This is a genomic window from Paenibacillus sp. FSL R5-0623, from assembly GCF_037974265.1.
Taxonomy (GTDB): Bacteria; Bacillota; Bacilli; order Paenibacillales; family Paenibacillaceae; genus Paenibacillus.
The window spans coordinates 2,479,120-2,502,665 of the sequence record NZ_CP150233.1 but is presented as its reverse complement, the minus strand read 5'-3'; the positions used below and the strand labels follow the sequence as shown (position 1 = coordinate 2,502,665).

Below are 23,546 nucleotides of genomic sequence, written 5' to 3'. Positions count from 1 at the left end.
TATGCATCTTAATACCCAGTTCGGAGGAATATTGAATCATCTAACCTACTTTATCGCTTCCAATTCCAGTAATTGGTCACGAATGACAGTTTGGTCAAAATGTTCACCTATAAACACAGCAACATTAGGGACATCTCCCTGAGGTGTGATCTTCATGTAGTCCGACTCACGGTAGGCATACTGGAACCAGAAGCGGCTCGCCGTATCACTAAATGATAAAATGCCTTTTGCTCGATACACATCACGTGGCAATGCGGATACAAATTGTTCAAACGCCTCGCTGTTCACCGGTTGACTGAAATAATGCGTGTATACCATGACATGTTCGTGTGAGGCATGGGGAGCAGCATGCTCGTGACTGTGGTCATGAATATGGCTATAGGATGCGTCATTATTCGTAGCATCGCCTTGAACCGCCTGATGTTCATGTCCATGATTGCAGCCATGTGTACCACAGGTTTCAGTATGCTCATGGTGGGCTGGCTTACCTGCTTCAGAAGCTGAATCATGCACATGCACGTCTGCCCCACTGCGAAGCAACAGATCCATCTCCACCTCACATTTGACTGTAGGGATTACAGGTGCGAAGCCATTCCATTTTGCCAAAAGCTGTTCCAGATCCTTCAGCTCCTGCGCACTCACCCGATCCGTTTTGTTCAAGAGAAGTACAGACGCACAGCGAATCTGCTCCTGCATCAGTTTAAAGGTCTGCCCTTTCTGCTCCTGATACAGACCAGATAGATGTGCTGCATCCACAACAGTAATGAGACTTTTCAGTTCCAGTCGCATGTAGAGTGAGGTCTCCGTCACCGCATCCAGAATCTCCATTGGATTCGCCGCACCGGTTGCTTCAATAACGATCACATCAGGTGATTCCTCCTGAACGAGATCAGCAAGTTGCAATCCCAAGTCACCACGTACGGTACAACAGATGCATCCACCTAACATCTCTGTCATAGGAACGGTGGAATCCACAATCTGACCATCCAGATTGACTTCGCCTAACTCATTCATAACCACTGCGGGACGCAAACCCTGCTGTTGCCAATGTTCGATCATCTGAACAAGCAGTGTTGTTTTGCCACTCCCCAAAAAACCTGACAGTATATATACAGGTATGGATTGTTCTTTTAAAATCGTTTCATTCATGCGTATACACCTCTCTATTGTCCTTCTTGTAACCTGATCTATCTATATCTAGCGAGTGTACACCATCCCGCATTCGTTGTGCAATAACGTTCAACTCTTCTCCAGTACATTGCCTGATTCTAACGGATGGTCTATGCTATGAGGACATGTTGATTGAAGGAGGAAGTTTCATGACTAATTCAGTGGAACAACATCGCCAGGAAGCTCCGACCACGGTATCGTGTATGATTGTTACAGTATCGGACACACGCACTAAAGACACTGACACCAGTGGCCAGCTCATGCACCAGCTTCTGAATGAAGCGGGTTATCAGATCGTTGAATACATCATCACACCAGATGAAACGGAGAACATTCGAAGCATCCTGCAAGATGCAGCCGTTCGTGATGATGTCGAAGCCGTGTTACTTAGCGGCGGAACAGGGATTGCACCCCGAGATACAACCTACGAAGCGGTGTCCTCACTACTGGACAAGGAACTCCCGGGTTTCGGTGAGATCTTCCGTTTTCTCAGTTACACCGAAGATATCGGTTCCGCTGCCATCCTGAGTAGAGCCGTCGCTGGAACGATTGGACGCACAGCCGTATTCTCCATGCCGGGTTCCAAAGGAGCCGTCAAATTGGCCATGGAAAAACTCATTTTGCCCGAGCTGCGACATGTCATGCGTGAAATATATAAACCCGTCTGAAATATCAGACGGGTTTTAGGGTTTATTTTCAGCTGTACGGTAAGGATTGAAAGTTTTCTGTGCTCCCATCTTCTCCTACCTTAATTGCTCCAACACATGTTGGAATACCTGCATAACATCCTGTTCATACTTGTCCTTTTCTCCACCAGAAGCTGTATAAACGAGTGATACATATCCTTTGCTGCGAATCGTTGTCCGTCCAAGCGCATTCTCCAAGACAGCCTCATCCCGATCCTCACTATACATTTGTTTCATGCTGGCAGCTCGTGCAGCCTTATCACTGAAAATATGAACTTTCACAATGTGTCTGCCACTTCCATTCAACAAATACATATAAGAGATCCCACCATGGCCGTCATCGGCAGACATATTATTCATCAGCTGAATGCCTTTTGCTTCAAAACTCTTACTGATCTCACTCACCAATTCACCGTTTAATCCGTGTCCTTGATTCTGTGCCCGCATATTTCCTTCATCTGTCGCTTCGCGGGTATAGACCTTCCGCTCCTGTTCAATGGATGATGCCGAACAAGCCACCAGGGACCAGATACTTGTGATTAACACGCCACTTACAAGTACCGACTTCATTGTTTTTCCAACCAGACTTCGCCCTTTTCTACCAAACCACATGCCAATCCTTCCTTTCCAGCCACGTGTACTGTGACCCAATCAGGTAGAATTAGCATGTCTAAGGACTTAGAATCTTATGCGGATGGCAGGTCTGATATTGTATTGACCACCGTACGACCTACTGCACCACCTTGGAGTATCGTCTCCAGTGTATGAGGTAATTGGTCTAGAGAAATCTCCCGGATTCCCAGTTCCAGCGCACGCTCCGGTTTCCATTCTCCTCCGAGCAGTTTCCACAATCGTTCCCGACGTTCCATCGGACAATATACAGAGTCTATACCCATAAGCTGGATACCACGCAAAATAAACGGAAGTACCGTGGACTCAAAAGCTGTGCCTCCGGTTAAGCCGGATACCGCTACCGCACCTCCGTATTGAATCTGTTTCAATCGCTCCGCAAGAGCTGGTCCTCCTGTTGGATCAACAACTCCCGCCCATAGCTGTTTCCCCATGGCTCCTTTAGCTGGAGCATCAGCTTCTTCACGAGTAATAACCTCTGAGGCACCCAAGTTTCGGAGCAATGACTCCTCCTGTTCTTTCTTGCCTGTACTGGCTGTTACTTCGAAGCCCAGTTTCGCCAGAATGGCAACTGCCATACTGCCAACACCACCCGTTGCACCCGTAACGAGAACCTTGCCCATCTCCGGTGTCACTCCAGCCTGTAACAGCGCATCAACCGAAAGTGCAGCCGTAAATCCTGCGGTTCCAATTGCCATGGCTTCTTTCTCACTGAGACCCGGTGGCAGAGGCACCAGCCATTCACTACGCAAACGAGCATACTCGCTGTACCCTCCGTAATGGGATACGCCAGGTTCAAATCCTGTACTGATCACCCGATCTCCTGGTGCAAAACGTCCACTTACCGACTCTTCTACCGTTCCGGCCAGATCAATCCCCGGTACCATGGGGTATTCACGAACGACACCACCCTTCTCAAGGGTAGCGAGCCCGTCTTTATAATTGACACTGGAATACTGCACCTGTACCGTTACATCTCCATTTGGCAGATCTTCCTTCTTCAGTTGCTCTATAGCAGCTTTCACTCCGCCCTGTTCTTCTTTACGGACCACATATGCGTTAAAATGGTTTTTCATCGAGAGCTACTCCTTCTTTGGGTTTTATATACTTTTCCATTAAGCACATGAATTGTTCGCATTCAGGCTTAACGGCTACCTTTTACTTCTGCATTCTTCAGATGTTGATGATTAAGCTCTGTCTCTTCTGAGTGTCAACAGATAGATTAGTGGACCCACAATGGGGATGATCCCTATCGCGGCCCAAGCTGGTGAACGTCGACTGCCTTTGGCATCCCTGTATATCGCAATCATGGAAAGTAAGGTCAACAGTACAAAATCAATCGTCATGATATGTACAAAGGCAGATTGCTTGAAGGCTTCCGAATATACATCCGGATGACCCTGCGTCACCGCATAAAATGATGTCCCCAGCGTCAACAGCAAAAGGACTACATGCGTCAGCTTGTTGGCGGCTACCCGTCCAATTCCCGACTCCCGCTGACGACCAAAATGTAAGGTTGCGTAACCCGAAGCTCTATCTGCGGATGATGACCATGCATAATAGGGAAGCAGGGCAAATGCACCCAGTCCGAAAGAAAGGATAACAAAAGGCCAAGCCGGTACACGGCCACCTCGTTCTTTCACAGATGTTCTTAACAGCATACAGGCATAAACTGCCGGGAAAATACCCAACCACGAAAACACCGTAAGTAACCAAGGCTCTTTGTTTTGCAGGGTGATCAGTTCTTTGAATATCGGATCACTTCCTGGTGACTGCCCCGGTGCCAACAACAATGCATAGGCAATAAAAGCGATCCAGACCAATCCTAGTATCCATCTCATGCCTGCACCTCCTCTTACTTTCATCCCCTACAGCTGTGGGATTGAAACAATAGTTGCAGAATTTGGCGTCTCCTGCGCTTTCCCGAGAAATAATTACTGCTTTCCCCCTACAACCTCTTGAATTGGGCATGACTATTTCCAGTATAGCCTGTTACCTTGGCAGTCTGTCCATGAGATTTCTTACATCACTGGTCCATCTCATTCGGATCATATTAAAAAGGCATAAGCCAGTATACCTCACTGGTTATGCCTCTCTGTAATTCTTATGTGTAGATCATTCCTCTGTGGATTTCACATGTTCCGCAATGAGCTTCTGCTTCATATTCCATGCCGCAGGGCTGATGTTCACACGGTATATCTCTGGGTTGAGCTTCCGTTGGTATTCAGGCCAGAAGAGGTTCATCTGTTCCCGGTGATACGCACGAATCTCATCCAAATTAGGCAGTTCATACACTTTACGTCCATTTACAAAGATTGGCTCCAGCATATTTACCGCTTCGTAGCGGGTAACCGTCTTTTTCAGGTAAGGGTGTAGCGGGTTGAACAGCTTGAGCGGTCCGCCCTGTAGCGGCTGCTCTTCATCTGGATAGCAGATATAATCTGCAATCGCTTTGCCATGTTTCGGATCAATGATCCGGAACACTTCCTTTTTACCTGGAGTGGACACCTTTTCAGGATTGGCAGATATTTTGATCGTAGGCAGCATGGCACCGTCCACTTCACGCTCCACCAATTTGTATACTCCACCCAAAGATGGCTGGTCAGAAGCGGTAATCAACTGTGTACCAACACCCCATGTATCAATCCGTGCTCCTTGAGCCTTCAGGTTGAAAATCGTATTTTCATCCAAATCATTGGATGCAACAATTTTCACATAATCCAGGCCAGCCTCATCCAGCATCTGACGTGCCTGAATCGACAAGTACGCTAGGTCACCACTGTCGAGACGAATAGCATTCATCTTTTTGCCTTGGCTCTCCAGCTTCTTGGCTGTCTTGATGGCGTGAGGTACTCCACTGTTCAACGTGTCAAAGGTATCAACCAGCAGCGTAACCTGATCAGGCAACACTTTGGCATACACGTCAAACGCCTCCTGTTCGCTCATAAAGCTCTGTACCCAGGAATGGGCATGTGTACCTGCTGTTGGGATCCCGAAGCGCTCTCCGGCCAGCATGTTGGACGTTGCATGGAAACCTGCCACATACGAGGCACGTGCGCCCCAGATGGCAGCATCCGCTTCCTGTGCACGTCGTGTGCCGAATTCGAGCAACGTATCCTGCTGTGCTACCTGTTTGATCCGCGAAGCCTTGGTTGCAATCAACGTCTGATAATTCATGAAGTTAAGTATCGCCGTCTCCACCAATTGAGTCTCCATAATGGAGCCTTCTACCCGAATGAGCGGTTCGTCAGGGAAAACAATTGCACCCTCCTTCATGGAATGAATCGTTCCCTGAAATGAAAACTGGAGCAACTCTTCCAGAAAGACCGGATCGTAATTTTCCTCTTGTTTGGATAAAAATTTGATGTCGTCCATCGTGAACCGAAGCTGGCTGATATAGTTCACAATGCGTTCCAATCCGGCAAATACCGCATATCCGTTACCAAAAGGAAGTTTGCGGAAATAGGCTTCAAATACCGCTTTCCGCTTGTGAGTACCATTCACCCAATGGGCGTACATCATATTGATCTGATATTTATCCGTATGTAAAGCCAGGCTAGTTGTCTGCATTTGTCTCATCCTCTCTGACTTCCGCTCGTGTTCGCAGATTTCACCTGTGGACACGGGTTAACATATGGAGACTTATTCTTCATAATTCTGTTCATCCGTATTAAACAAACAAGTCTCCCGTGAAAAACTCTATACACCATTCACCACATTCATCCGGTTCCTAACATGGAGTCAACCAAACATGACTATGGAGAAAATTAAGCCAAGACTGTCTCACTCGCCCTAACCACCGAAGCACCCAGGCTGGAACGAAAATGTCCAAGTGCCCAATCATGCCCTGCCGGATTAAAGCTGGCAACGGCATCTTCATATACCGTAATATGAAAACCTTTATTGTAAGCGTCCACTGCGGTATGCAATATGCAAATATCCGTGCATACCCCTATGAGTGCAATATCCGTAATACCACGTGCACGCAGTCTGAGTTCCAGATCGGTCCCACAGAATGCACTATATCTCGTCTTATCCATCCACTGTATATCCGTTATCCGTTCTTCCATCACTTGGGAAAGACGACCATATAACTGTCTTCCCTCCGTATTACGGATGTTATGAGGTGGGAAAAGTACAGTCTCCGGGTGATACGGATCATTCTCTTCGTGCAGATCCACAGCCATAATCACTTCATGTTTATTCTTACAATAGGCCTCAGTTACAGCCGCAATCGTCTCTTCAATCTCTACTGCCGGCTGACCTACTGGCAAAGAACCTGTCACAAAATCCTTCGTAAAATCAATGACAATCAGTGCTTTCATCGTCAACACTCCCTTAGCCCAGAAATGGTTGATCCTGATTCAATCCAATTGACACATCTACACCTTATTACGTATAGATGGAAAGGCGTGGTACCAATTCTGTAAAACGATATAACTGCGCCGGACGCTGCGAGTACTGGTTGGAACTCACGAGGTTCCCCTCTTCATCCCGTACTTCTTCCACAATGCCTTTACGGCTGCGGGTAGACGTAATCTTGCGAATGAAGTTTGGTTCTTCAAAATCCGGCACAACACTTTGAATAACCTGATATAATTCACTTAATGTAAAATCACGTGGCAGGAACTGACGAGCAATCGTCGTTTCCAGCATCTGCTGTTGAATACGTCGATAAGCATCTTCAATGATTGTTCTGTGATCAAAAGCCAGTTCCAGTTCTTGCAGCGCCTCCTGGATGGTGAACAATCCAACATCCTCAGCATCATCTGCTGCTTGGCGTTGATCCAGCATCCATTCTTCCACAAGCGCGAAAAATGCGTGAGAGATAATCCAGCCCCTTGGATCACGACCCGGCTGACTGTATACATTCAAGTACTCCAGATGTCCACCATCTACACCTGTCTCTTCCATCAGCTCACGCTTAGCTGCACCGTAGATGGACTCATTCTCCTGACAAAATCCACCGGGTAATGCCCATCTGCCTGCAAAAGGCCAGCCTTTGCGCTTGATCAGCATCACTTTCAGTTCCCGAATGGGAAGTGTCTTCGTCACCGTCTTGCGCTCCCGCTTGGTCAAGGTAAACATAACGATATCCGCAGGAACACCATCGGGGGTACGATATTTTTGGGAACTATAAGCACGTGCTGCTTGTTCGTCGCTCTCTGCATTGAAGTGTTCGTAGTTTTCGCTCATGGGCACCACCGACTATTTTCATTTTGATAATTTCATTATGACATAATAATATCTTTTGTCAACCGCAGGATTCGTGCGTTACGTTCTCGGGCGTGCTATGCGGAATGTCGCCGTAGCCATACATCCCAACGTGCCCGATGCATCACGAACCTCCGATTGAGTCGTCACACTGCGTCCTGCTTGATGCAGTACCGTAGCTGTCACCATTAATTCCCCTTGTTTCATTGGTGCGAGAAAATGTACGTTCAGATTCGTTGTCACACAGCCGTCCACTTCCATTGCTGCTGTTGCAACCATACCCATCGCCTGGTCCATCAGTGAAGTTAATACACCCCCATGGATAATCCCCATGGAGTTGGTATGATGTTCGCCTGCTGTCAACGCGATCTGTACTTCTTTGCCGTCTCCTTTAATATAACGACAGCCGAGAAATCCCCAGAATCGTCCGTCTCCGTCTTCCACCATTTTGTCCAAAATACTCATTATTCATTTCTCCTTTATTCACTGTACGTATCAAGCTCTCTTGATGTCATGTGCCTTTATCATTAAAAATCAGCTGCGCCACACAAAATAACCCCACAGCGTGGAGCTTTGCTTGGAATTATATTCCGAGTACTTGGCGATAGCCACTCCACGTTAACGGTTATGTAATGTCAAAAAAGGCGCGGACAGCGTCCGCACCCTTCCGTCATTTAACCGCAACTGGTCGGAGGTGAATCCGTTCCAGCCTCCACGTTTACTTTTTCAGAAACTGTATCCCGGATTACGGAGATCACTAGTTGAAGCAAATAGTTGATGTCGCTCTGGCTCTGCTGGAATTCCGTAACCAATGGAATACTGTCCAGTTCGCTTTGCAGATCATCAATTTCCTGTTCAATTTTGCTGACCATCTCCACATTTTTGAAGCTTTCAAAAGCAACAATCTCTTTTTGTTTTTTCTTGATCGTTGCAATCAACTGCTGGATGCGCTCATGATCCCGAATTTTGGTTTCAGCCTGTTGAAACTGTCTAACTTCCTCACTCGTTCCGAGCATATCAGCCAATTCTTTGGCTTTTCCCATAATGTCGTCGCGTATGACCAGATTGCGCGTATCGTAGGTTGGCATTCCATAATGGTTGTACTGCACTTCTTCCTGCGCCACTGAAATCGCTCCATTCTATGAGATGATATAAGATGAGAACCTGGGCTCAAATGAGTTCAAACGTCTGCTCCATGACCGCTGCGGGTACGGATCGTTCTTTTGATCGCTGTTGTCTCCAGATTTTTCTGATTACAACTGTTCAAGGTTAAAATCCGGAGACAAAGGCGAACGCTTCGCTTCTACAGACCGATTCCGTCCCCTCCGCTACTTGCGCAAATGTCCGAACCTGATCTTGAACCCCAAAATTCTCATCTTATTGGTGTGTGTATTACTATTACTGATTGGCAGCTACCGGCTCGGAGAGCAGGTTGCCCCGAATATAAAAAGTCATCGGATCGGTGATTTCCACTTGTACAAAAGTACCGATCAATTCTTTGGGTCCTTCAAAATGCACCAGCTTGTTGCTGCGCGTACGTCCTGCCAGAACTTCAGAATTCCGTTTGCTCTCGCCTTCAACGAGTACTTCAACGATTTTGCCGCGTTGCTGTTCATTGCTTCGCTGGCTGTATTCGTTGATCGTTTCGTTCAAGCGCTTCAACCGTTCCTTCTTCACTTCCATCGGTACGTTGTCTTCCATCACCGCAGCCGGTGTACCTTCCCGTGGGGAATAAATAAAGGTATAAGCAAAATCATACCCTACTTCACGGACAAGGGAAAGTGTATCTTCAAACTGTTCTTCCGTTTCCCCCGGAAAACCAACAATAATATCCGTTGTCAACACAACATCCGGGATGGCCTTTTTAATTTTGTCAGCCAGTTTCAGATAGTGTTCCCGGTTATACTTGCGGCTCATTCGTTTGAGTACTTCCGAACTGCCAGATTGCACCGGAAGATGAATGTGCTCCACCAGATTTCCGCCCTTGGCCAGCACTTCAATCAAGCGGTCATCGAAGTCACGTGGGTGACTGGTTGTAAACCGTACTCTTGGAATATCAATCTGGCGAATAGCATCCATCAAGTCACCAAAGCTGTAATTCAGGTCGGTAAAATCCTTGCCGTACGCATTCACATTTTGACCAAGCAACGTGATCTCCTTAAAGCCTTGTCGTGCCAAATCCCTAACCTCGGCAATGACATCTTCAGGAAGACGGCTGCGTTCTTTGCCCCGTGTGAACGGAACGATGCAATATGTACAGAACTTGTCGCAGCCATACATAATGTTCACCCAGCCGCGCATACCCTCACGTTTCTTCGGCAGGTTCTCAATGATGTCGCCTTCCTTGGACCACACTTCAACAACCATTTCTTTGCTGAACAGCGCTTCCTGGATTAGATGTGGCAGTCGATGCACATTATGTGTACCAAAGATCATATCCACAAACCCATGCTTCTGCATAATTCGGTTGACGACGCCTTCTTCTTGGGACATACAACCGCATACGCCAAGTAACAATCCCGGACGTTCGAGTTTTAGCGTTTTCAGGTGACCAAGCTCACCAAATACTTTATCTTCCGCATTTTCCCGTATGGCACACGTATTGAGCAGAATAACATCAGCTTCTTTGCGATTCTCTGTAGCCTGATATCCCATAGACTCGAGCAGTCCTTTGATGGTCTCCGAGTCATGCTCGTTCATCTGACATCCATACGTATATACAATATAATGTTTGCCTTTCCCTATGTTTTTCAGTTCATCGGGAACGGCATTTTCGTAAAGCACCTGGACGTCTTCCTTGCCCCGCTGTTTCTCCTGACGATGATTGGGTTCCGATTTGATGTTAATCTCACGGCCCCGGATTCTTATCTTTTTGCTGAATTCATCTTGCGAAATTACTTTGGCATCCGAGAAATCAAAATATTGGGAGTAATCCTTTTTTGAGTCTTTAGCCATTTCCTTCGGTCACTCCTTACAGCCTCTATTAATAAAAAATCGTACATTCATCCCTGTTCCACATGAATTTCTTGCGTGGAACATTAAAAGAGCATTACAGCAAATTATAGCATGAATTGGGCTGTAGTTCCACATCCAAACCGTATGTCCCTTCGTCTAATCCGAAACATGCCATGCGCAGAAGAACACTCAGAAAACACAAAAACCTAAGCCTTGCCATCAGGGCTGGAATTAACCGGCCCTGATGGCTGTGCTCAGGTTTATATGTTATTCAGACCGCCCCAATTGGCGGCTGAAGCTATTACATGTAATTAATCGATGATTTCAGCAGTGTCGCCATTACGAGCGCCAGCAGCGTTAGCTTCATCTGTATCAATATGCATGTCCAGTGCAAAAGAATCGGATACACGAGCAAGTACATTTTCCAGTACAAGACCGCGATCTCCGCCCAGGCGAACTTTCAACATTTGTTTGTCCTCGATACCCCATTTAGCAGCATCAGAAGTATGGAAGTGAATGTGACGAGCAGCAACGATAACACCTTTATCAATTGTTACTTCGCCAGCAGGACCTTTAATTGTGATTCCTGGTGTACCTTCAATGCTTCCAGATTCACGTACAGGTGCTTTAACACCAATCGCAAATGAATCTGTCATGGAGATCTCCAGTTGCGTTTCAGGGCGAACAGGTCCAAGGATACGCACTTTATCAAACTGTCCTTTCGAACCAATTACCGCTACAGTTTCGTTAGCAGCGTATTGGCCAGGCTGGGACAGAGGTTTAAATTCAGTCAGTTCATAACCTTTGCCAAACAAAATTTCAACGTGCTCTTGGGATACATGAATGTGACGGGCAGATACGCCCACAGGTACTGTTTTACTCATTGTAAATTTCACTCCTTGTTTATCTATGGCCTGTACTCAGGCTCTTAACAATCCAATGGTATTATACCCCTTTTTGGAGTGAAATGAAAACGAACTGGTGAAAATTCATGAAATACACTTATTTCGCCATCATTCCCCTCCTTTATTTGGAAAACAAGTTTCAATTCAACCCATTCAACGCACACACCAGTTCACTATTTCATGGAATTGCCCTTCATTTGCATCTTCGGATTGCTCTCTGGCAAGTGTTCCCCAAGATAACTCATCGCATTCCCCCACAACCAGCCACGTACCAGTTGTTCATCGTAATGCTTGAGCAGGATTTCCGTCAGTCTCGGGTAATGTCCTGAATGTTCAAGTTTCTGAATATACGTTGAAATCCCATCAAAATCAGACCCCATCATCAGGTGATGCTGCCCGCCGAGAGAACAGAATTGCTCAATATGAGGCAGCAGATCTTCTATACGTACTTCCCCCTCCTGCTTTACAAACCAGGGTACAAACGTCAGTCCAATCCGCCCTTCCCGGGCAATGATAGCCTGAATCTGATCATCTTTCAGATTACGCACATGGGGACATACGCTGTAGCTGTTGGAGTGGGAGGCGATAAACGGACGTTTGCTCAAATCAGCCAGTTCCCAAAACCCTTTCTCCGTCAGATGTGACACATCCAGCAGCATTCCGATTTCATTACACTGGCGCACCAGTTCTTTCCCCTTCTCCGTCAGACCTGCTCCACGCTTCTCCATGACTCCGTCAGCCGCCCAATTGGCATAATTCCACGTTAGTCCAATAATTCGAACGCCCATCTGATAACATAACTCCAGATAGAACAGGTTGCCCTCCAGGCCATCCACACCCTCCAGTGTGATTAATCCCCACGGACCCTCTGTTTGCCCCACCTGAGCCACCTGTTCCCGCCATAACAACGTCTGTGTGCCGTCAGGCCGCTCCTGACTTCTCTCTACACGTCTACGATAAATCTCCAACTGTCCCATCACATGTTCAAACTTGCCTCTGCCCAGCACTTCGGGTAAATAGATGGCGAACGCCTGCAACCCTATATTCCCTTCTTTCAAACGTTGCAAGTTCACATCCAGTTGTGGAGCATTTTCAAATGAAAGAGCAGGCTGCATCAAAATTTTGCTCAGTGCATCACAGTGAAAATCAGCTACACGCCAATCAGACATGGACATCTTAAACCCTCCTCAATATGTTATTGCAAAAAAACGCAAAAAAACCTGTCTACATCGTAAACAGGTTCAATGCATACTGCATGTATTATCTGGGCTCCACAATCAGCTTAATGGCCGTTCGGTCCTCGCCGTCGATCACAATGTCTGTAAAAGCTGGAATACAAATCAGGTCAACTCCGCTTGGTGCTACAAATCCCCGGGCTATCGCTACCGCTTTAATGGCTTGGTTCAGTGCTCCCGCTCCAATTGCCTGCAGTTCAGCATTTCCACGTTCACGAAGAACCCCTGCAAGAGCGCCGGCTACAGAATTAGGATTGGACTTTGCTGAAACTTTTAATACATCCATGGTAAGTACCTCCCTGGGAATGTTGAAAGTTTGTTTCCACTTACTAGATGTTATTCGCGGGAGGCAAAAAAATTCCTTCTTTTTAGACGGGTTTCCCTGCAAATTGGGACAATACCCCTATTCCATGCGCCACTCGTCCTCCATCAGACGAATTTTTTCGATGCGTGTTGCCGCACCTGTAGCTTCATCAATTTCAACAAAAACACCATGGAAGTGCCATTTGCCATCATCCACAACAAAACGTACAGGTAGCTGAGTGTAGAACTTACGCAGCACGGCCTCACGCTCCATGCCCAATATGCCGTCACGAGGCCCTACCATGCCTGCATCCGTCAAGTAAGCTGTTCCTCCAGGTAAAATCCGATCATCATTACTCTGTACATGCGTATGTGTACCTACAACGAGAGACGCACGTCCATCCAGATGCCATCCCATGGCAATCTTTTCTGACGTCGCTTCAGCATGCATATCGACCAAAATACATTTATGGTCTTGGCGCAGCTCATCTACAATTTCATCAGCTACACGGAATGGACAATCCAGAGCAGGCAGGAACGTTCTTCCTTGAAGATTGACAATCGCCAGTTCTTTCCCTTCGCCTTTGACAACCGTGTATCCTCGTCCTGGTGTGCCTGGTGGAAAGTTCGCTGGACGAATCATGCGGGGCTCATCATCTATAAAATCAAAAATATCTTTATTGTCCCAAGTATGATTACCAAGTGTAATACCATGTACACCCCAGTTGAAAAACTCATTTGCGATTGCACCGGTAATGCCGCGACCTGCTGCCGCATTTTCACCATTCACAATCACCACATGTGGCTTATACTTCGATTTCAGATATGGTAAATTTTCCTTTAATGCCTTACGTCCCACGTTACCTACAATGTCACCAATAAACAAAACTTTCATTGATTACTGCCTCCTCAATTCCTGCAAAGTCCTCTTACTTCAAATGTTGAACCTTTGCAGGACTCTATCTCATGCTCCATGATGTGTAGTTGCCTTTTAACAGGCTATCAACAGGAAAAGTGGCCCACTACTGCGGCCACTTTTCCGTAATGCTCTATTTTGCGTATTCAACCGCACGGGTTTCCCGGATGACGGTGACTTTGATGTGACCCGGATAATCGAGTTCATTCTCAATCATCTTCGTGATGTCACGGGCTAAGCGGAAGGCTTCAGCATCATCGATCTTCTCAGGCTGTACCATAACGCGAACTTCGCGTCCGGCCTGAATGGCATACGATTTCTCGACACCTTCGAAGGACTCTGAGATTTCTTCCAGCTTTTCCAGTCGTTTGATATACGTTTCCAGCGTTTCGCGGCGTGCGCCTGGTCTTGCTGCGGATAGCGCATCTGCTGCGCCAACCAACATGGCAATGACCGAAGTCGCTTCGCAATCTCCGTGATGGGACGCGATACTGTTGATTACAACCGGATGTTCTTTGTATTTCTTCGCCAGTTCCACGCCAATTTCGACGTGTGATCCTTCCACTTCGTGATCCAGCGCTTTACCGATGTCATGCAATAGACCTGCACGTCTTGCCAGAGTTACGTCTTCTCCGAGTTCGCCAGCCATCAGTCCAGCCAGATAAGCGACTTCCATGGAATGTTTCAAGACGTTTTGACCGTAACTTGTACGGAACTTCAACCGGCCCAAAATTTTGATCAGATCCGGATGCAGACCATGCACGCCCACTTCAAAGGTAGCTTGCTCACCGTATTCACGGATGCGCTCATCCACTTCTTTGCGGGATTTCTCAACCATCTCTTCAATCCGTGCCGGGTGAATCCGTCCATCAGCCACCAGTTTCTCCAGGGCAGTACGGGCGATCTCACGGCGAATCGGGTCAAAGCCCGACAGAATAACAGCTTCTGGCGTATCATCGATAATGAGGTCAATCCCTGTAAGGGTTTCAAGCGCACGGATGTTACGTCCTTCACGACCGATAATCCGGCCTTTCATTTCTTCATTTGGCAGGGTAACAACAGATACCGTTGTTTCCGCTACGTGGTCAGCCGCACAACGTTGGATGGCGAGTGTAATAATCTCGCGGGACTTTTTGTCCGCTTCTTCCTTCGCTTGTTGTTCAATGTCCTTGATCATTTGAGCCGTCTCATGACGAACTTCCTGTTCTACGTTGGACAGTATGATACTGCGTGCGTCTTCCATGGTGAGGTTGGATATACGTTCCAACTCTGTCACCTGGTTTTTGTAAATCATTTCGATCTGCTGCTGAGTCTCATCAATTCGTTTCTCTTTGTTAGCCACTTGCTCTTCTTTACGTTCGAGTGATTCCAATTTTTTATCCAGCGACTCTTCTTTTTGCAACAATCGTCTTTCTTGTCGTTGAATTTCATTCCGACGTTCACGAGTGTCTTTTTCAGCTTCAGCGCGAATGCGATGGATTTCGTCCTTCGCCTCCAGCACCGTTTCTTTCTTCAGTGCTTCTGCCTCTTTCTTCGCGTTCTCCACGATTTGTACGGCAGCTTGTTCCGCACTAGAGATTTTAGCCTCTGCAAGAGATTTGCGAATAAAATATCCTACTCCGAACCCAATGAATAGCGCGGCTGCAACGAGAGCGATCGTGATTGCAATTTCCATACTGTTCACCTCCTCGTTGGTTCCTCCAAGGCATTCCTTGGGTCAATTTGCGGTTTTCAAACCTTACATATGTTTGGGAATAACGAATACTCACGGCGATCCCCCGCCGATTTTCATTTCACATGTACATGTTTCCACGTACTATTCACTGTTTCCAGCGAACCCATAATTAAGAATGGTATAAATCTTAAGAAACCGAAACCGCTTTTTTGGAAGGAAAAAGGGTTGTCCATTTCTTACAGACTCATGTCCATTTTAGTATTTGACGAAAGAAATTGTCAAGAGAATGCCGTATAGAGACTCTAGCCTGCTAATCCCATAACAACGCTTCGTCATCTTCAGGGTCTCCAGCCTCATCTTCTTCAATTAAACAATTCACAACCCGGCGCACCATATCCATTGAAAAACCACGTCTCATTAGGAAGGGAAGCGTTTTATTTTTCTTCTCTTTGACGTCCCCTTTGACCTGATTCCATTTTTTGCGTCCGGCACTCAAAGCAGTCTCAAATTCCGCATCTGTACTGATCCCTTCTAGTGCCTCAACAATGAGATCATTGGCAATGCCCTTTTGACGCAGCTCTTGCCTTATCCACAGTTTTCCCTTCCGCTTGCCCTCCATACGCTGTCTTGTCCATTCCTTCGCAAATAGATCGTCATCCACCAGGTTCTCCCGCTCAAGCCGATCCAGTGCCTCTTCAATCAATGGTGCAGCAAACTCCTTCTGACGAAGTTTCTGACTTAATTCATGGCGCGTACGTGGCTTATGCTCCAAAAAGCGCAGAGACTGTGCATACGTCCGCTGTCGCTCGTCAGCTAGAATGATATCTTCCAGATCCTTCTTCATAAACGTATTACCTTGAGTCATCCTGTATTTAATCATCACATCTTCAAGAACCGTAATGGAGTGGATGCCAAAAGTGATTCGATAACGAGCTTGCCTGCTCTTCGTTCGTTCTACACGTGTAATAATAAGTTCTTCGTTGTCCGGAAATTGGGATAGGCCATCCTGTTCTGCTTCTTCATATAAATCCTCGTCATGTTGATCCATTCTGGTCTCCCCTTTCATAACATTTTCATTCTGACTACGCCAAACACACCTTCACATAAGACAAAGAACACCAATAATACAAAAGACCGGGAACTCTGCCCGGCCTTTACTCCACAGTTAGCGTGCTAACAGCCCCTGTCCATTGGGACAGGGGCTGTTAGACAGCACGAGTATTCCCACTACAATCCATTATCCAGATTGATCCAAGCTCAATCAGATAAGTTTACGGAGTCCAGTGGGAAACACCCTCAGGGTTCCTCCCTACAAGAGAGGTTTGGAGAGATTACTCGTTGATTTCAAACAATTCTTGTTCTTCTGCTGCTTCTTTTTGTTGCTCTTCACTCGTTGGCGCAGGAACTGCAGTAACCAAGTTACTGGCTACACGAATTTTTTGTTCAATGATGTCAGCAATATCTTTATGCTCTTTCATGAACTGCTTTGCGTTCTCACGGCCTTGTCCTAAACGCTCGCCTTCGTAGGAGTACCATGCACCACTTTTATTAACGATGTCCAGCTCTGTACCAATGTCAATGATACTGCCTTCTCTCGAAATACCCTCGCCATACATGATATCCACTTCCGCTTGTTTAAACGGAGGTGCCACTTTGTTTTTAACAACTTTAATACGAGTACGGTTACCAATCATGTCATTGCCTGATTTGATACTCTCAATACGACGCACATCCAGACGTACTGTGGAATAAAACTTCAGAGCACGACCACCAGGTGTTGTTTCCGGGTTACCAAACATAACGCCGACTTTCTCACGAAGCTGGTTAATGAAGATTGCGATTGTTTTGGATTTGCTGATTGCACCAGACAGTTTACGCAGCGCCTGAGACATCAAACGCGCTTGCAAACCAACGTGTGAATCACCCATTTCGCCTTCAATCTCTGCTTTTGGAACCAATGCGGCTACAGAGTCAATAACGACAATATCTACTGCACCACTGCGTACAAGAGCTTCTGCAATTTCCAGCCCTTGCTCACCCGTATCTGGCTGAGACAGAAGCAATTCATCAATATTAACACCAAGTTTGCTTGCGTATTGTGGGTCAAGAGCATGCTCTGCATCGATAAATGCAGCTTGTCCACCCGCTCTTTGTACTTCAGCGATAGCATGCAATGCTACGGTTGTTTTACCAGAGGATTCGGGTCCATATATTTCAACAATACGGCCTTTAGGCAAGCCGCCTGTTCCTAATGCAATATCCAAAGCCAAGGAACCACTGGGAATAATTTCCACATTCATATGAGTGGACTCACCCAGTTTCATGATGGATCCTTTACCAAATTGCTTCTCTATTTGACGGAGCGCCATATCAAGCGCGGCACGACGGTCTGACAATAAGCTCACACCCTTTACTGTTTATAAGATAATGATACCTTGTTTTAACACGTTTGCCAAGCTTTTTTTCGAACATACATTCGTTTTTTTTGTAAAGGCCGAGGCGCCTCTTCCTCAAAGAAACTTTCCATTAAACAGAAAAAAGAACCGTAAACAAGGCTGTAAAGCCTAATTCTACGGTTCTTCCGTCTTCCTTAATTATACTTGCTTGGAACTGTAAATGCAATCGAAGCGATTAACTAATCAATCCATCGCCACAAGTTTTTGCCATAAGCGATAGAGAATCGCTTTGGCTGAACGAATGCGAACCGTCTCGCGATTACCATTAATACGCAGCTCATGAATTTCCGTCTCTTTTCCACGTTCAGCAAGAGCGATGAAGACAAGTCCGGGAGGCTTGCGTTCCGAATATCCCGGTCCAGCTACACCGGTAACAGCCAAGCCAAAATCAGCATCGCCAATCATGCGGATCTGCTCAGCAAGCACTTTTGCAACCTCAGGACTTACCGCCCCAGGTGCATCTTCACCTTCCAGATAATCATGAGGCACATTCAGCAGCTTTTCTTTAATTTCATTGGAGTAACAAACAATTCCACCTTTGAGCATTGATGCACTTCCGGGTACAGAAGTCAGACTTTGCATGACAAGCCCTCCTGTGCAGCTCTCAGCAGCGCTGAGCGTCAGCCCCATGTCAGACATCATGGTTACTATCGTGTACTCTATAGGGACATCCTCGTTCGCGTAGAGATGTTCTGTCAAACGTTCCCGAATCTGAACCTCCATCGCATCCAGCTTCAGCTTCGCCTCTCCCTCACTCGCAGCCTTTGTGGAGACACGTACCGTAACTTCGCCTTCACTCGCGTAAGGAGCAATCGTAGGGTCTGTCTGCGCGTCAATCAGATCCAGAAGTCGATCTTCCAGAGCAGATTCACCAATACCTGCGAATTTCAGCATTCGGGAATAGATCGGCATCTCTTCAGTGAGTACATGCTGGAACAGCCAAGGTTTGACTTCCTGTTCAAACATTGGAATCAACTCTTTAGGTGGTCCAGGCATCACAACATAATATTTGTCATTGTCAGAAATCGCATTTCCTGCCGCAAGGCCCGTTTCATTGGCCAGAGGTGTTCCGCCATCAATAACGATCGCCTGACGTCGGTTATTCTCTGTCATATCCACATTACGATCTCTGAAAAAGCTCTCAATTTTGTCCATTGCCATTCGATCTGTATGCAGTTTTCGGTTAAGAACAGCTGCGAGCGCATCCTTGGTCAGATCATCTTGGGTAGGTCCGATACCACCGGAAAATAAAATAACGTCTGCACGGCCCTGCGCAATGCGAATAGCTTCACTAAGCCGGTTCAGGTTATCCCCAACCACCGTTTGGAAATATACATCGATCCCCATCGCAGCCAATTCACGGGATAGGTATCTGGCATTGGTATTGACGATTTGTCCAAGCAGTAGCTCTGTGCCAACTGCAATGATTTCTGCCTTCATTGAGCATCCTCCTGTACACGTGGTGAGTGATCAAAGGGCAATAGGATAATTTCCTATTGCCCCTGACCCAATGCTTCCTTCATGATTACCCATTTAAGAACAAACCATTATGCTTTTGTAAAATGAAGCAGGTTTTTGTTTTTGATAAAGTAATCGATCCCCGACCAGATAGTAATAAGCGCTGCTGCCCATACCGCGATAATATCGACGTGAATACCCGTGTATGAAAACGGGAAATTGTTCAACAGCAACAGCACAATCGCCACAATCTGCACTACAGTCTTCAGCTTGCCCCAAGCACTGGCGGCAACAACCGAACCATCCAACAATGCAATTTGACGCAAGCCGGTAACTGCGAATTCACGACTAATAATCACAACTGCAATCCAGGAATCCAGCTTGCCCATCTCCACAAGCGAGATCAAAACTGCAGTAACCAGCAACTTGTCTGCGAGTGGATCGAGCAGTTTCCCCAGATTGGTAACCATGTTATTTTTCCGCGCAAGGTATCCGTCAATTCCATCTGTGCTTGCGGCGATGATAAAGATAACAGCAGCAATCAGTTGATTATACGGAAGCGACAAGCTTCCAAGCTGCAACGGCTCTGGATAAAATGGAAAATCCACGAGCAGGAACACCATCAAAAAAGGGATTAAGCAAATTCGTGCAAGCGTAATCCGGTTGGGTAAATTCACAAGACGCCCTCCCTCATATCCTCCATTACTCCAAACAATCATCATAATCCCGTTATCATCATCCGGAACATGAAATGTACAGTTTCAATGTCAATCCATATTAACATGATCCCACTATGTAGAAACGCAAAAAATAAAGTCAACCGCTCAAAAGCAAAACGCTTTAAACGTTCCGGTGACTTCCAGAAGATGTACTGCTTTTCACAAAGTCAGCAAACGATGAGGACTGGACTTGATGCTTGACTGCCAGCAATGCACACTTAGTATAATATACGCCCAATACCGTGTCAAAAAACACTTTTGCTACAAAAAGGCCTTTATTACTTGAAATTTGTATATTGCAAATCCAGAGGCAGGTTAGCACCATTTAGCAACTGCATGACAGCTTGCAAATCATTTTTACTCTTACCAGTTACCCGAAGTTGATCTCCCTGAATCTGACTCTTCACCTTCATCTTGGAATCTCGAATCAGGATATTGATTTTCTTGGCGATGTCCTGATCAATCCCCTGTTTAAAATTCAAACGCTGGCGGACTGTACCAGAAGACGCTGGCTCTACCTTTGCGTAATCAATGTTTTTCAATGGTAGACCACGCTTCGCCATTTTGGATTGAAGCACGTCAATGACAGCCTTGAGTTTGGTCTCATCATCAGATACGATCGTTAACGCATCCTTTTCCAGTTTCAGGCTGCTCTTGCTGCCCTTGAAGTCATAACGAGCGCCAATTTCTTTCTCGGTTTGTGTAACGGCATTTGTCAGTTCTTGCAAGTCCATTTTGGACACGATATCAAATGAATTTTCTGAGCTCAAACCAGTCACCCTTTCAGTTAATCGTATGTTCTGTAACATTATAGAGGATACCTTAAGCAAAAGTCTAATTTCAAGCTGTTTTAGACAAAGAAAAAAAGCATTTTGGGCTTCCACTTGAAGTGGCTGCCAAAAATGCTTTGCTGGTCCATCTTCCAACTAGTAGCGGCTCCGGTTGGGCTGTCTGAACATATCGAGCACACCCAAAAGTACATGTGCAAGTCCAAAACCCAATATTCCGTAACCCCAAGCACTTGGAGTCAGGTAATAACCCAGGAGGCTGACAATGATCCCTAAACCTGTTACGATCCAGCTGACTGTCACAGCCATCCACCTCACTTCACCAAAAGTTAACTGCAAGTTAAGACACGATTATTGTCTCCTGCAGTTGACCGGGTTATTCGCTACCCGTGGTCCCCCCTGTAGCATCCGTTGATCCATTTTCAACACCTGTGGAAGAAGTAGTGCTACTACTGTCTTCACCAAGCTTCAAACGAATCCGATTGGTCGCCTTGCCATCCGTTACAACTTGCCCGCCAACCTCAATCGTGGTCGCTGCAGCGTAACCGGACTTAATATACATACCTGCACTATCCAACTCAAAGGTATAGCTGTCACCTTCGGCTGTGTTACCATACTCCAACTTCTCTCCACTGGAGTTTTCGCCTTTGTACACTTCAAGCCAGCTATTACCTGTTGCTTTGATCGTAACCGTTACAGGTTGCCCTGCACTACCGTTAACTTTAAAGTTCGTAATATTCCCTGATTTCCCATCTTCTGCAACAGTCACACTAGACGGTGAATTGTCAGTTGGTTCTTCCTCAGTTTCATCCGTCTGTCCGTCCGTTTGACCATCAGTTTGGCCATCAGTTTGACCGTCCGTCTGTCCTTCTGTGTCAGTACCGCCACCGTTACCGCCAGCGTCACCTTCACCAGTACCGTCAGTACCTGAATCTGTCGCAGGCGGATTAGATGCCTGTCCGTTGTCGGCAGGTTGATCCGGTTTATCTTCAGGCTGTTGTTGACTGTCTGTAATTTTGACTGGATCAAGCCCCTGATTATCTGATTCATCACCATTGTTATACACCACGTATACATACAACAGCACTACGATCAAAACAGGGAATGTCCACATCAGCGCAACAGACATCCACCGATTACTACGCTCAACCGGACGGCTGGAACGCTTCTGAATAACCGGTTCCATCGTTGCTTCCGTCTCTTCTGCGGGTACATCTTTTTTGTGTCCCTCCAGCAGCTCATCAGGGTTCAGTCCCACGGTCTCCGCATAGGTTTTGATGAAAGCACGCACATAGAAGCTGCCCGGCAGCACTTTATAGTCTCCTGCTTCTATGGCCTCCAGATACCTCTTGCGAATTTTTGTCATTTCCTGTACATCGTCAAGACTCATCCCTTTTTGCAGCCGGGCCTCCCTTAACTGCTGACCCAGTTCAGACATGCCATCTCCTCCTTATGTTTATCTCTTGAGTTGTTGCTAATCTATTCCATGATTCCGTACGGTTCCTTACAATTCATCGGTGTAGCTAGCCGTAAACGTATCATAAATAATTTCTTCATTCGGATTGTTGCGAAGTTCAATAATAATATCAAAATCATTAAAATCATATTCGGATTCCTGAACAAAAATATCCGGATGTTCAATAACTTTGGTGCTAGGCATGGTCATAATATCCTGCAACAGGTTATAATGCCGCTCACTGGAGCGAATCGTGCTAACAATACCATCGATAATGAACACATTGTTTGGGTTCAATTCGTCCTCGGACATTTGACTCCTTATCGTCTGACGAAGAAGTGTGGAGGAAACAAACGTCCATCGCTTCATTGCACATACGCTGCCCGCAATAATGGACTCCGTTTTGCCAACACGAGGCATTCCGCGCAAACCGATGACCTGATTGCCTTCCCTCTTAAATACTTCACCCAAAAAGTCCACAAGTAACCCAAGTTCATCTCGTGTGAAACGAAATGTCTTGCGATCATCCGAGTCACGGTCAATGTATCTGCCATGACGCACGGCCAGAATATCCACCAATTTAGGTTGACGCAAAGCCGAGACGGTGATGCTGTTTACTTTGCCAAGCATTTCACCAAGCAAACGGATCTTTTCATCATCATCCGATTCAAGCAGCATGCCTCGAGTTTTGCCTTCAACACCGTTAATGGTCAATATATTCACTTCAAGCATCCCCAGCATAGACGCAATATCGCCTAACAAACCGGGTCTGTTCTTATGTATTTTATATTCCATGTACCATTGTTTAGATTCCATTTCAACACCCCGTAATGCATTATTCCACATTATTCGACAGCAACAGAACGTGTCCACTGGACAACAATCTGAGACATCTTCTAAAAATGGGTCACGTTAATGATATATAAAATGAAAATGAATTACAAGAACAGCTCTGTAATCCGTTTGTAATCATTAGAGAA

24 protein-coding genes are annotated in these 23,546 nt (G+C 46.3%); 1 reads left to right on the top strand and 23 read right to left on the bottom strand.

The annotated features are described in order from the left end of the window. Positions 1-45 precede the first annotated feature (45 nt). Positions 46-1,149 (bottom strand): GTP-binding protein, encoded by a 1,104-nt coding sequence (locus MKY92_RS11495; protein ID WP_339300746.1) that lies wholly within the window; start codon positions 1,147-1,149, stop codon positions 46-48. A gap of 170 nt (positions 1,150-1,319) precedes the next feature. Between MKY92_RS11495 and MKY92_RS11490 the strand changes: the two genes are divergently transcribed. Next, the gene (locus tag MKY92_RS11490) at positions 1,320-1,838 is read left to right on the top strand and encodes a MogA/MoaB family molybdenum cofactor biosynthesis protein (protein WP_339300744.1); all 519 of its coding nucleotides are present in this window, start codon (positions 1,320-1,322) and stop codon (positions 1,836-1,838) included. Positions 1,839-1,913: 75 nt separating this feature from the next. Here MKY92_RS11490 and MKY92_RS11485 read toward each other — a convergent pair whose 3' ends face one another. The 22 genes from MKY92_RS11485 to MKY92_RS11380 all read right to left on the bottom strand — a co-directional run bounded on the left by MKY92_RS11485 (position 1,914) and on the right by MKY92_RS11380 (position 23,382). Further along, positions 1,914-2,468, bottom strand: a complete 555-nt coding sequence (locus tag MKY92_RS11485; RefSeq protein WP_339300742.1) for a hypothetical protein — start codon at positions 2,466-2,468, stop codon at positions 1,914-1,916. Positions 2,469-2,542: 74 nt separating this feature from the next. Further along, positions 2,543-3,562, bottom strand: coding sequence for an oxidoreductase (locus MKY92_RS11480; RefSeq protein ID WP_339300741.1), 1,020 nt, complete (start codon positions 3,560-3,562; stop codon positions 2,543-2,545). 111 nt (positions 3,563-3,673) lie between these two features. Further along, positions 3,674-4,327, bottom strand: a complete 654-nt coding sequence (locus MKY92_RS11475; RefSeq protein ID WP_339300739.1) for a hypothetical protein — start codon at positions 4,325-4,327, stop codon at positions 3,674-3,676. Between the two features lie 274 nt (positions 4,328-4,601). After that, on the bottom strand, positions 4,602-6,056 hold the full coding sequence (locus tag MKY92_RS11470; protein ID WP_091017227.1) for a nicotinate phosphoribosyltransferase: 1,455 nt from the start codon (positions 6,054-6,056) through the stop codon (positions 4,602-4,604). 197 nt (positions 6,057-6,253) lie between these two features. Further along, the gene (locus MKY92_RS11465) at positions 6,254-6,811 is read right to left on the bottom strand and encodes an isochorismatase family cysteine hydrolase (RefSeq protein ID WP_339300738.1); all 558 of its coding nucleotides are present in this window, start codon (positions 6,809-6,811) and stop codon (positions 6,254-6,256) included. A 67-nt stretch (positions 6,812-6,878) separates the two neighbouring features. Continuing rightward, the gene (locus MKY92_RS11460; RefSeq protein WP_036609248.1) at positions 6,879-7,682 is read right to left on the bottom strand and encodes an NUDIX domain-containing protein; all 804 of its coding nucleotides are present in this window, start codon (positions 7,680-7,682) and stop codon (positions 6,879-6,881) included. Between the two features lie 78 nt (positions 7,683-7,760). Next, complete coding sequence (locus tag MKY92_RS11455; protein WP_339300737.1) at positions 7,761-8,165, bottom strand: PaaI family thioesterase; 405 nt, start codon at positions 8,163-8,165, stop codon at positions 7,761-7,763. Positions 8,166-8,374: 209 nt separating this feature from the next. Continuing rightward, on the bottom strand, positions 8,375-8,824 hold the full coding sequence (locus MKY92_RS11450; RefSeq protein WP_091031814.1) for a YlbF family regulator: 450 nt from the start codon (positions 8,822-8,824) through the stop codon (positions 8,375-8,377). Positions 8,825-9,098: 274 nt separating this feature from the next. Next, positions 9,099-10,655: a tRNA (N6-isopentenyl adenosine(37)-C2)-methylthiotransferase MiaB gene (gene miaB / locus MKY92_RS11445; protein WP_339300736.1), complete on the bottom strand. Its 1,557-nt coding sequence runs from the start codon at positions 10,653-10,655 to the stop codon at positions 9,099-9,101. A gap of 311 nt (positions 10,656-10,966) precedes the next feature. Then, complete coding sequence (locus tag MKY92_RS11440; protein WP_017689107.1) at positions 10,967-11,539, bottom strand: phosphate propanoyltransferase; 573 nt, start codon at positions 11,537-11,539, stop codon at positions 10,967-10,969. Between the two features lie 194 nt (positions 11,540-11,733). Next, positions 11,734-12,735 carry a dipeptidase gene (locus MKY92_RS11435; protein ID WP_339300735.1) on the bottom strand — a complete coding sequence of 334 codons (1,002 nt, stop codon included), beginning with the start codon at positions 12,733-12,735 and terminating at the stop codon, positions 11,734-11,736. Between the two features lie 85 nt (positions 12,736-12,820). Next, positions 12,821-13,081: a stage V sporulation protein S gene (locus MKY92_RS11430; protein WP_007430104.1), complete on the bottom strand. Its 261-nt coding sequence runs from the start codon at positions 13,079-13,081 to the stop codon at positions 12,821-12,823. Positions 13,082-13,198: 117 nt separating this feature from the next. Next, a complete protein-coding gene (locus MKY92_RS11425; protein ID WP_017689109.1) occupies positions 13,199-13,993 on the bottom strand; it encodes a TIGR00282 family metallophosphoesterase in 795 nt (264 codons plus the stop codon). A 154-nt stretch (positions 13,994-14,147) separates the two neighbouring features. Next, a complete protein-coding gene (gene rny / locus MKY92_RS11420; protein ID WP_036670418.1) occupies positions 14,148-15,689 on the bottom strand; it encodes a ribonuclease Y in 1,542 nt (513 codons plus the stop codon). Positions 15,690-15,999: 310 nt separating this feature from the next. Further along, on the bottom strand, positions 16,000-16,737 hold the full coding sequence (locus MKY92_RS11415; RefSeq protein WP_074094594.1) for a regulatory protein RecX: 738 nt from the start codon (positions 16,735-16,737) through the stop codon (positions 16,000-16,002). 283 nt (positions 16,738-17,020) lie between these two features. Continuing rightward, positions 17,021-18,085 (bottom strand): recombinase RecA, encoded by a 1,065-nt coding sequence (gene recA, locus MKY92_RS11410; RefSeq protein ID WP_036609261.1) that lies wholly within the window; start codon positions 18,083-18,085, stop codon positions 17,021-17,023. A 243-nt stretch (positions 18,086-18,328) separates the two neighbouring features. After that, positions 18,329-19,585: a competence/damage-inducible protein A gene (locus MKY92_RS11405; RefSeq protein ID WP_091017238.1), complete on the bottom strand. Its 1,257-nt coding sequence runs from the start codon at positions 19,583-19,585 to the stop codon at positions 18,329-18,331. Positions 19,586-19,692: 107 nt separating this feature from the next. Then, positions 19,693-20,280: a CDP-diacylglycerol--glycerol-3-phosphate 3-phosphatidyltransferase gene (gene pgsA / locus MKY92_RS11400; protein ID WP_221824136.1), complete on the bottom strand. Its 588-nt coding sequence runs from the start codon at positions 20,278-20,280 to the stop codon at positions 19,693-19,695. Between the two features lie 320 nt (positions 20,281-20,600). Beyond that, positions 20,601-21,092, bottom strand: a complete 492-nt coding sequence (locus MKY92_RS11395) for a YajQ family cyclic di-GMP-binding protein (RefSeq protein WP_339300733.1) — start codon at positions 21,090-21,092, stop codon at positions 20,601-20,603. Positions 21,093-21,248: 156 nt separating this feature from the next. After that, the gene (locus MKY92_RS11390; protein WP_017689116.1) at positions 21,249-21,419 is read right to left on the bottom strand and encodes a hypothetical protein; all 171 of its coding nucleotides are present in this window, start codon (positions 21,417-21,419) and stop codon (positions 21,249-21,251) included. Positions 21,420-21,486: 67 nt separating this feature from the next. Then, the gene (locus MKY92_RS11385; protein ID WP_339300732.1) at positions 21,487-22,548 is read right to left on the bottom strand and encodes a RodZ domain-containing protein; all 1,062 of its coding nucleotides are present in this window, start codon (positions 22,546-22,548) and stop codon (positions 21,487-21,489) included. A gap of 66 nt (positions 22,549-22,614) precedes the next feature. Beyond that, positions 22,615-23,382 carry a DUF3388 domain-containing protein gene (locus tag MKY92_RS11380; RefSeq protein WP_024630282.1) on the bottom strand — a complete coding sequence of 256 codons (768 nt, stop codon included), beginning with the start codon at positions 23,380-23,382 and terminating at the stop codon, positions 22,615-22,617. Between the last annotated feature and the right edge of the window lie 164 nt (positions 23,383-23,546).

What these genes read in the sequence shown, in the direction of transcription:
- MKY92_RS11495 (WP_339300746.1), bottom strand. Translation starts at nt 1,149, where the DNA reads ATGAATGAAACGATTTTAAAAGAACAATCCATACCTGTATATATACTG.
- MKY92_RS11490 (WP_339300744.1), top strand. Translation starts at nt 1,320, where the DNA reads ATGACTAATTCAGTGGAACAACATCGCCAGGAAGCTCCGACCACGGTA.
- MKY92_RS11485 (WP_339300742.1), bottom strand. Translation starts at nt 2,468, where the DNA reads ATGTGGTTTGGTAGAAAAGGGCGAAGTCTGGTTGGAAAAACAATGAAG.
- MKY92_RS11480 (WP_339300741.1), bottom strand. Translation starts at nt 3,562, where the DNA reads ATGAAAAACCATTTTAACGCATATGTGGTCCGTAAAGAAGAACAGGGC.
- MKY92_RS11475 (WP_339300739.1), bottom strand. Translation starts at nt 4,327, where the DNA reads ATGAGATGGATACTAGGATTGGTCTGGATCGCTTTTATTGCCTATGCA.
- MKY92_RS11470 (WP_091017227.1), bottom strand. Translation starts at nt 6,056, where the DNA reads ATGCAGACAACTAGCCTGGCTTTACATACGGATAAATATCAGATCAAT.
- MKY92_RS11465 (WP_339300738.1), bottom strand. Translation starts at nt 6,811, where the DNA reads ATGAAAGCACTGATTGTCATTGATTTTACGAAGGATTTTGTGACAGGT.
- MKY92_RS11460 (WP_036609248.1), bottom strand. Translation starts at nt 7,682, where the DNA reads ATGAGCGAAAACTACGAACACTTCAATGCAGAGAGCGACGAACAAGCA.
- MKY92_RS11455 (WP_339300737.1), bottom strand. Translation starts at nt 8,165, where the DNA reads ATGAGTATTTTGGACAAAATGGTGGAAGACGGAGACGGACGATTCTGG.
- miaB (WP_339300736.1), bottom strand. Translation starts at nt 10,655, where the DNA reads ATGGCTAAAGACTCAAAAAAGGATTACTCCCAATATTTTGATTTCTCG.
- MKY92_RS11440 (WP_017689107.1), bottom strand. Translation starts at nt 11,539, where the DNA reads ATGAGTAAAACAGTACCTGTGGGCGTATCTGCCCGTCACATTCATGTA.
- MKY92_RS11435 (WP_339300735.1), bottom strand. Translation starts at nt 12,735, where the DNA reads ATGTCCATGTCTGATTGGCGTGTAGCTGATTTTCACTGTGATGCACTG.
- MKY92_RS11430 (WP_007430104.1), bottom strand. Translation starts at nt 13,081, where the DNA reads ATGGATGTATTAAAAGTTTCAGCAAAGTCCAATCCTAATTCTGTAGCC.
- MKY92_RS11425 (WP_017689109.1), bottom strand. Translation starts at nt 13,993, where the DNA reads ATGAAAGTTTTGTTTATTGGTGACATTGTAGGTAACGTGGGACGTAAG.
- rny (WP_036670418.1), bottom strand. Translation starts at nt 15,689, where the DNA reads ATGGAAATTGCAATCACGATCGCTCTCGTTGCAGCCGCGCTATTCATT.
- MKY92_RS11415 (WP_074094594.1), bottom strand. Translation starts at nt 16,737, where the DNA reads ATGGATCAACATGACGAGGATTTATATGAAGAAGCAGAACAGGATGGC.
- MKY92_RS11405 (WP_091017238.1), bottom strand. Translation starts at nt 19,585, where the DNA reads ATGAAGGCAGAAATCATTGCAGTTGGCACAGAGCTACTGCTTGGACAA.
- MKY92_RS11390 (WP_017689116.1), bottom strand. Translation starts at nt 21,419, where the DNA reads ATGGCTGTGACAGTCAGCTGGATCGTAACAGGTTTAGGGATCATTGTC.
- MKY92_RS11385 (WP_339300732.1), bottom strand. Translation starts at nt 22,548, where the DNA reads ATGTCTGAACTGGGTCAGCAGTTAAGGGAGGCCCGGCTGCAAAAAGGG.
- MKY92_RS11380 (WP_024630282.1), bottom strand. Translation starts at nt 23,382, where the DNA reads ATGGAATCTAAACAATGGTACATGGAATATAAAATACATAAGAACAGA.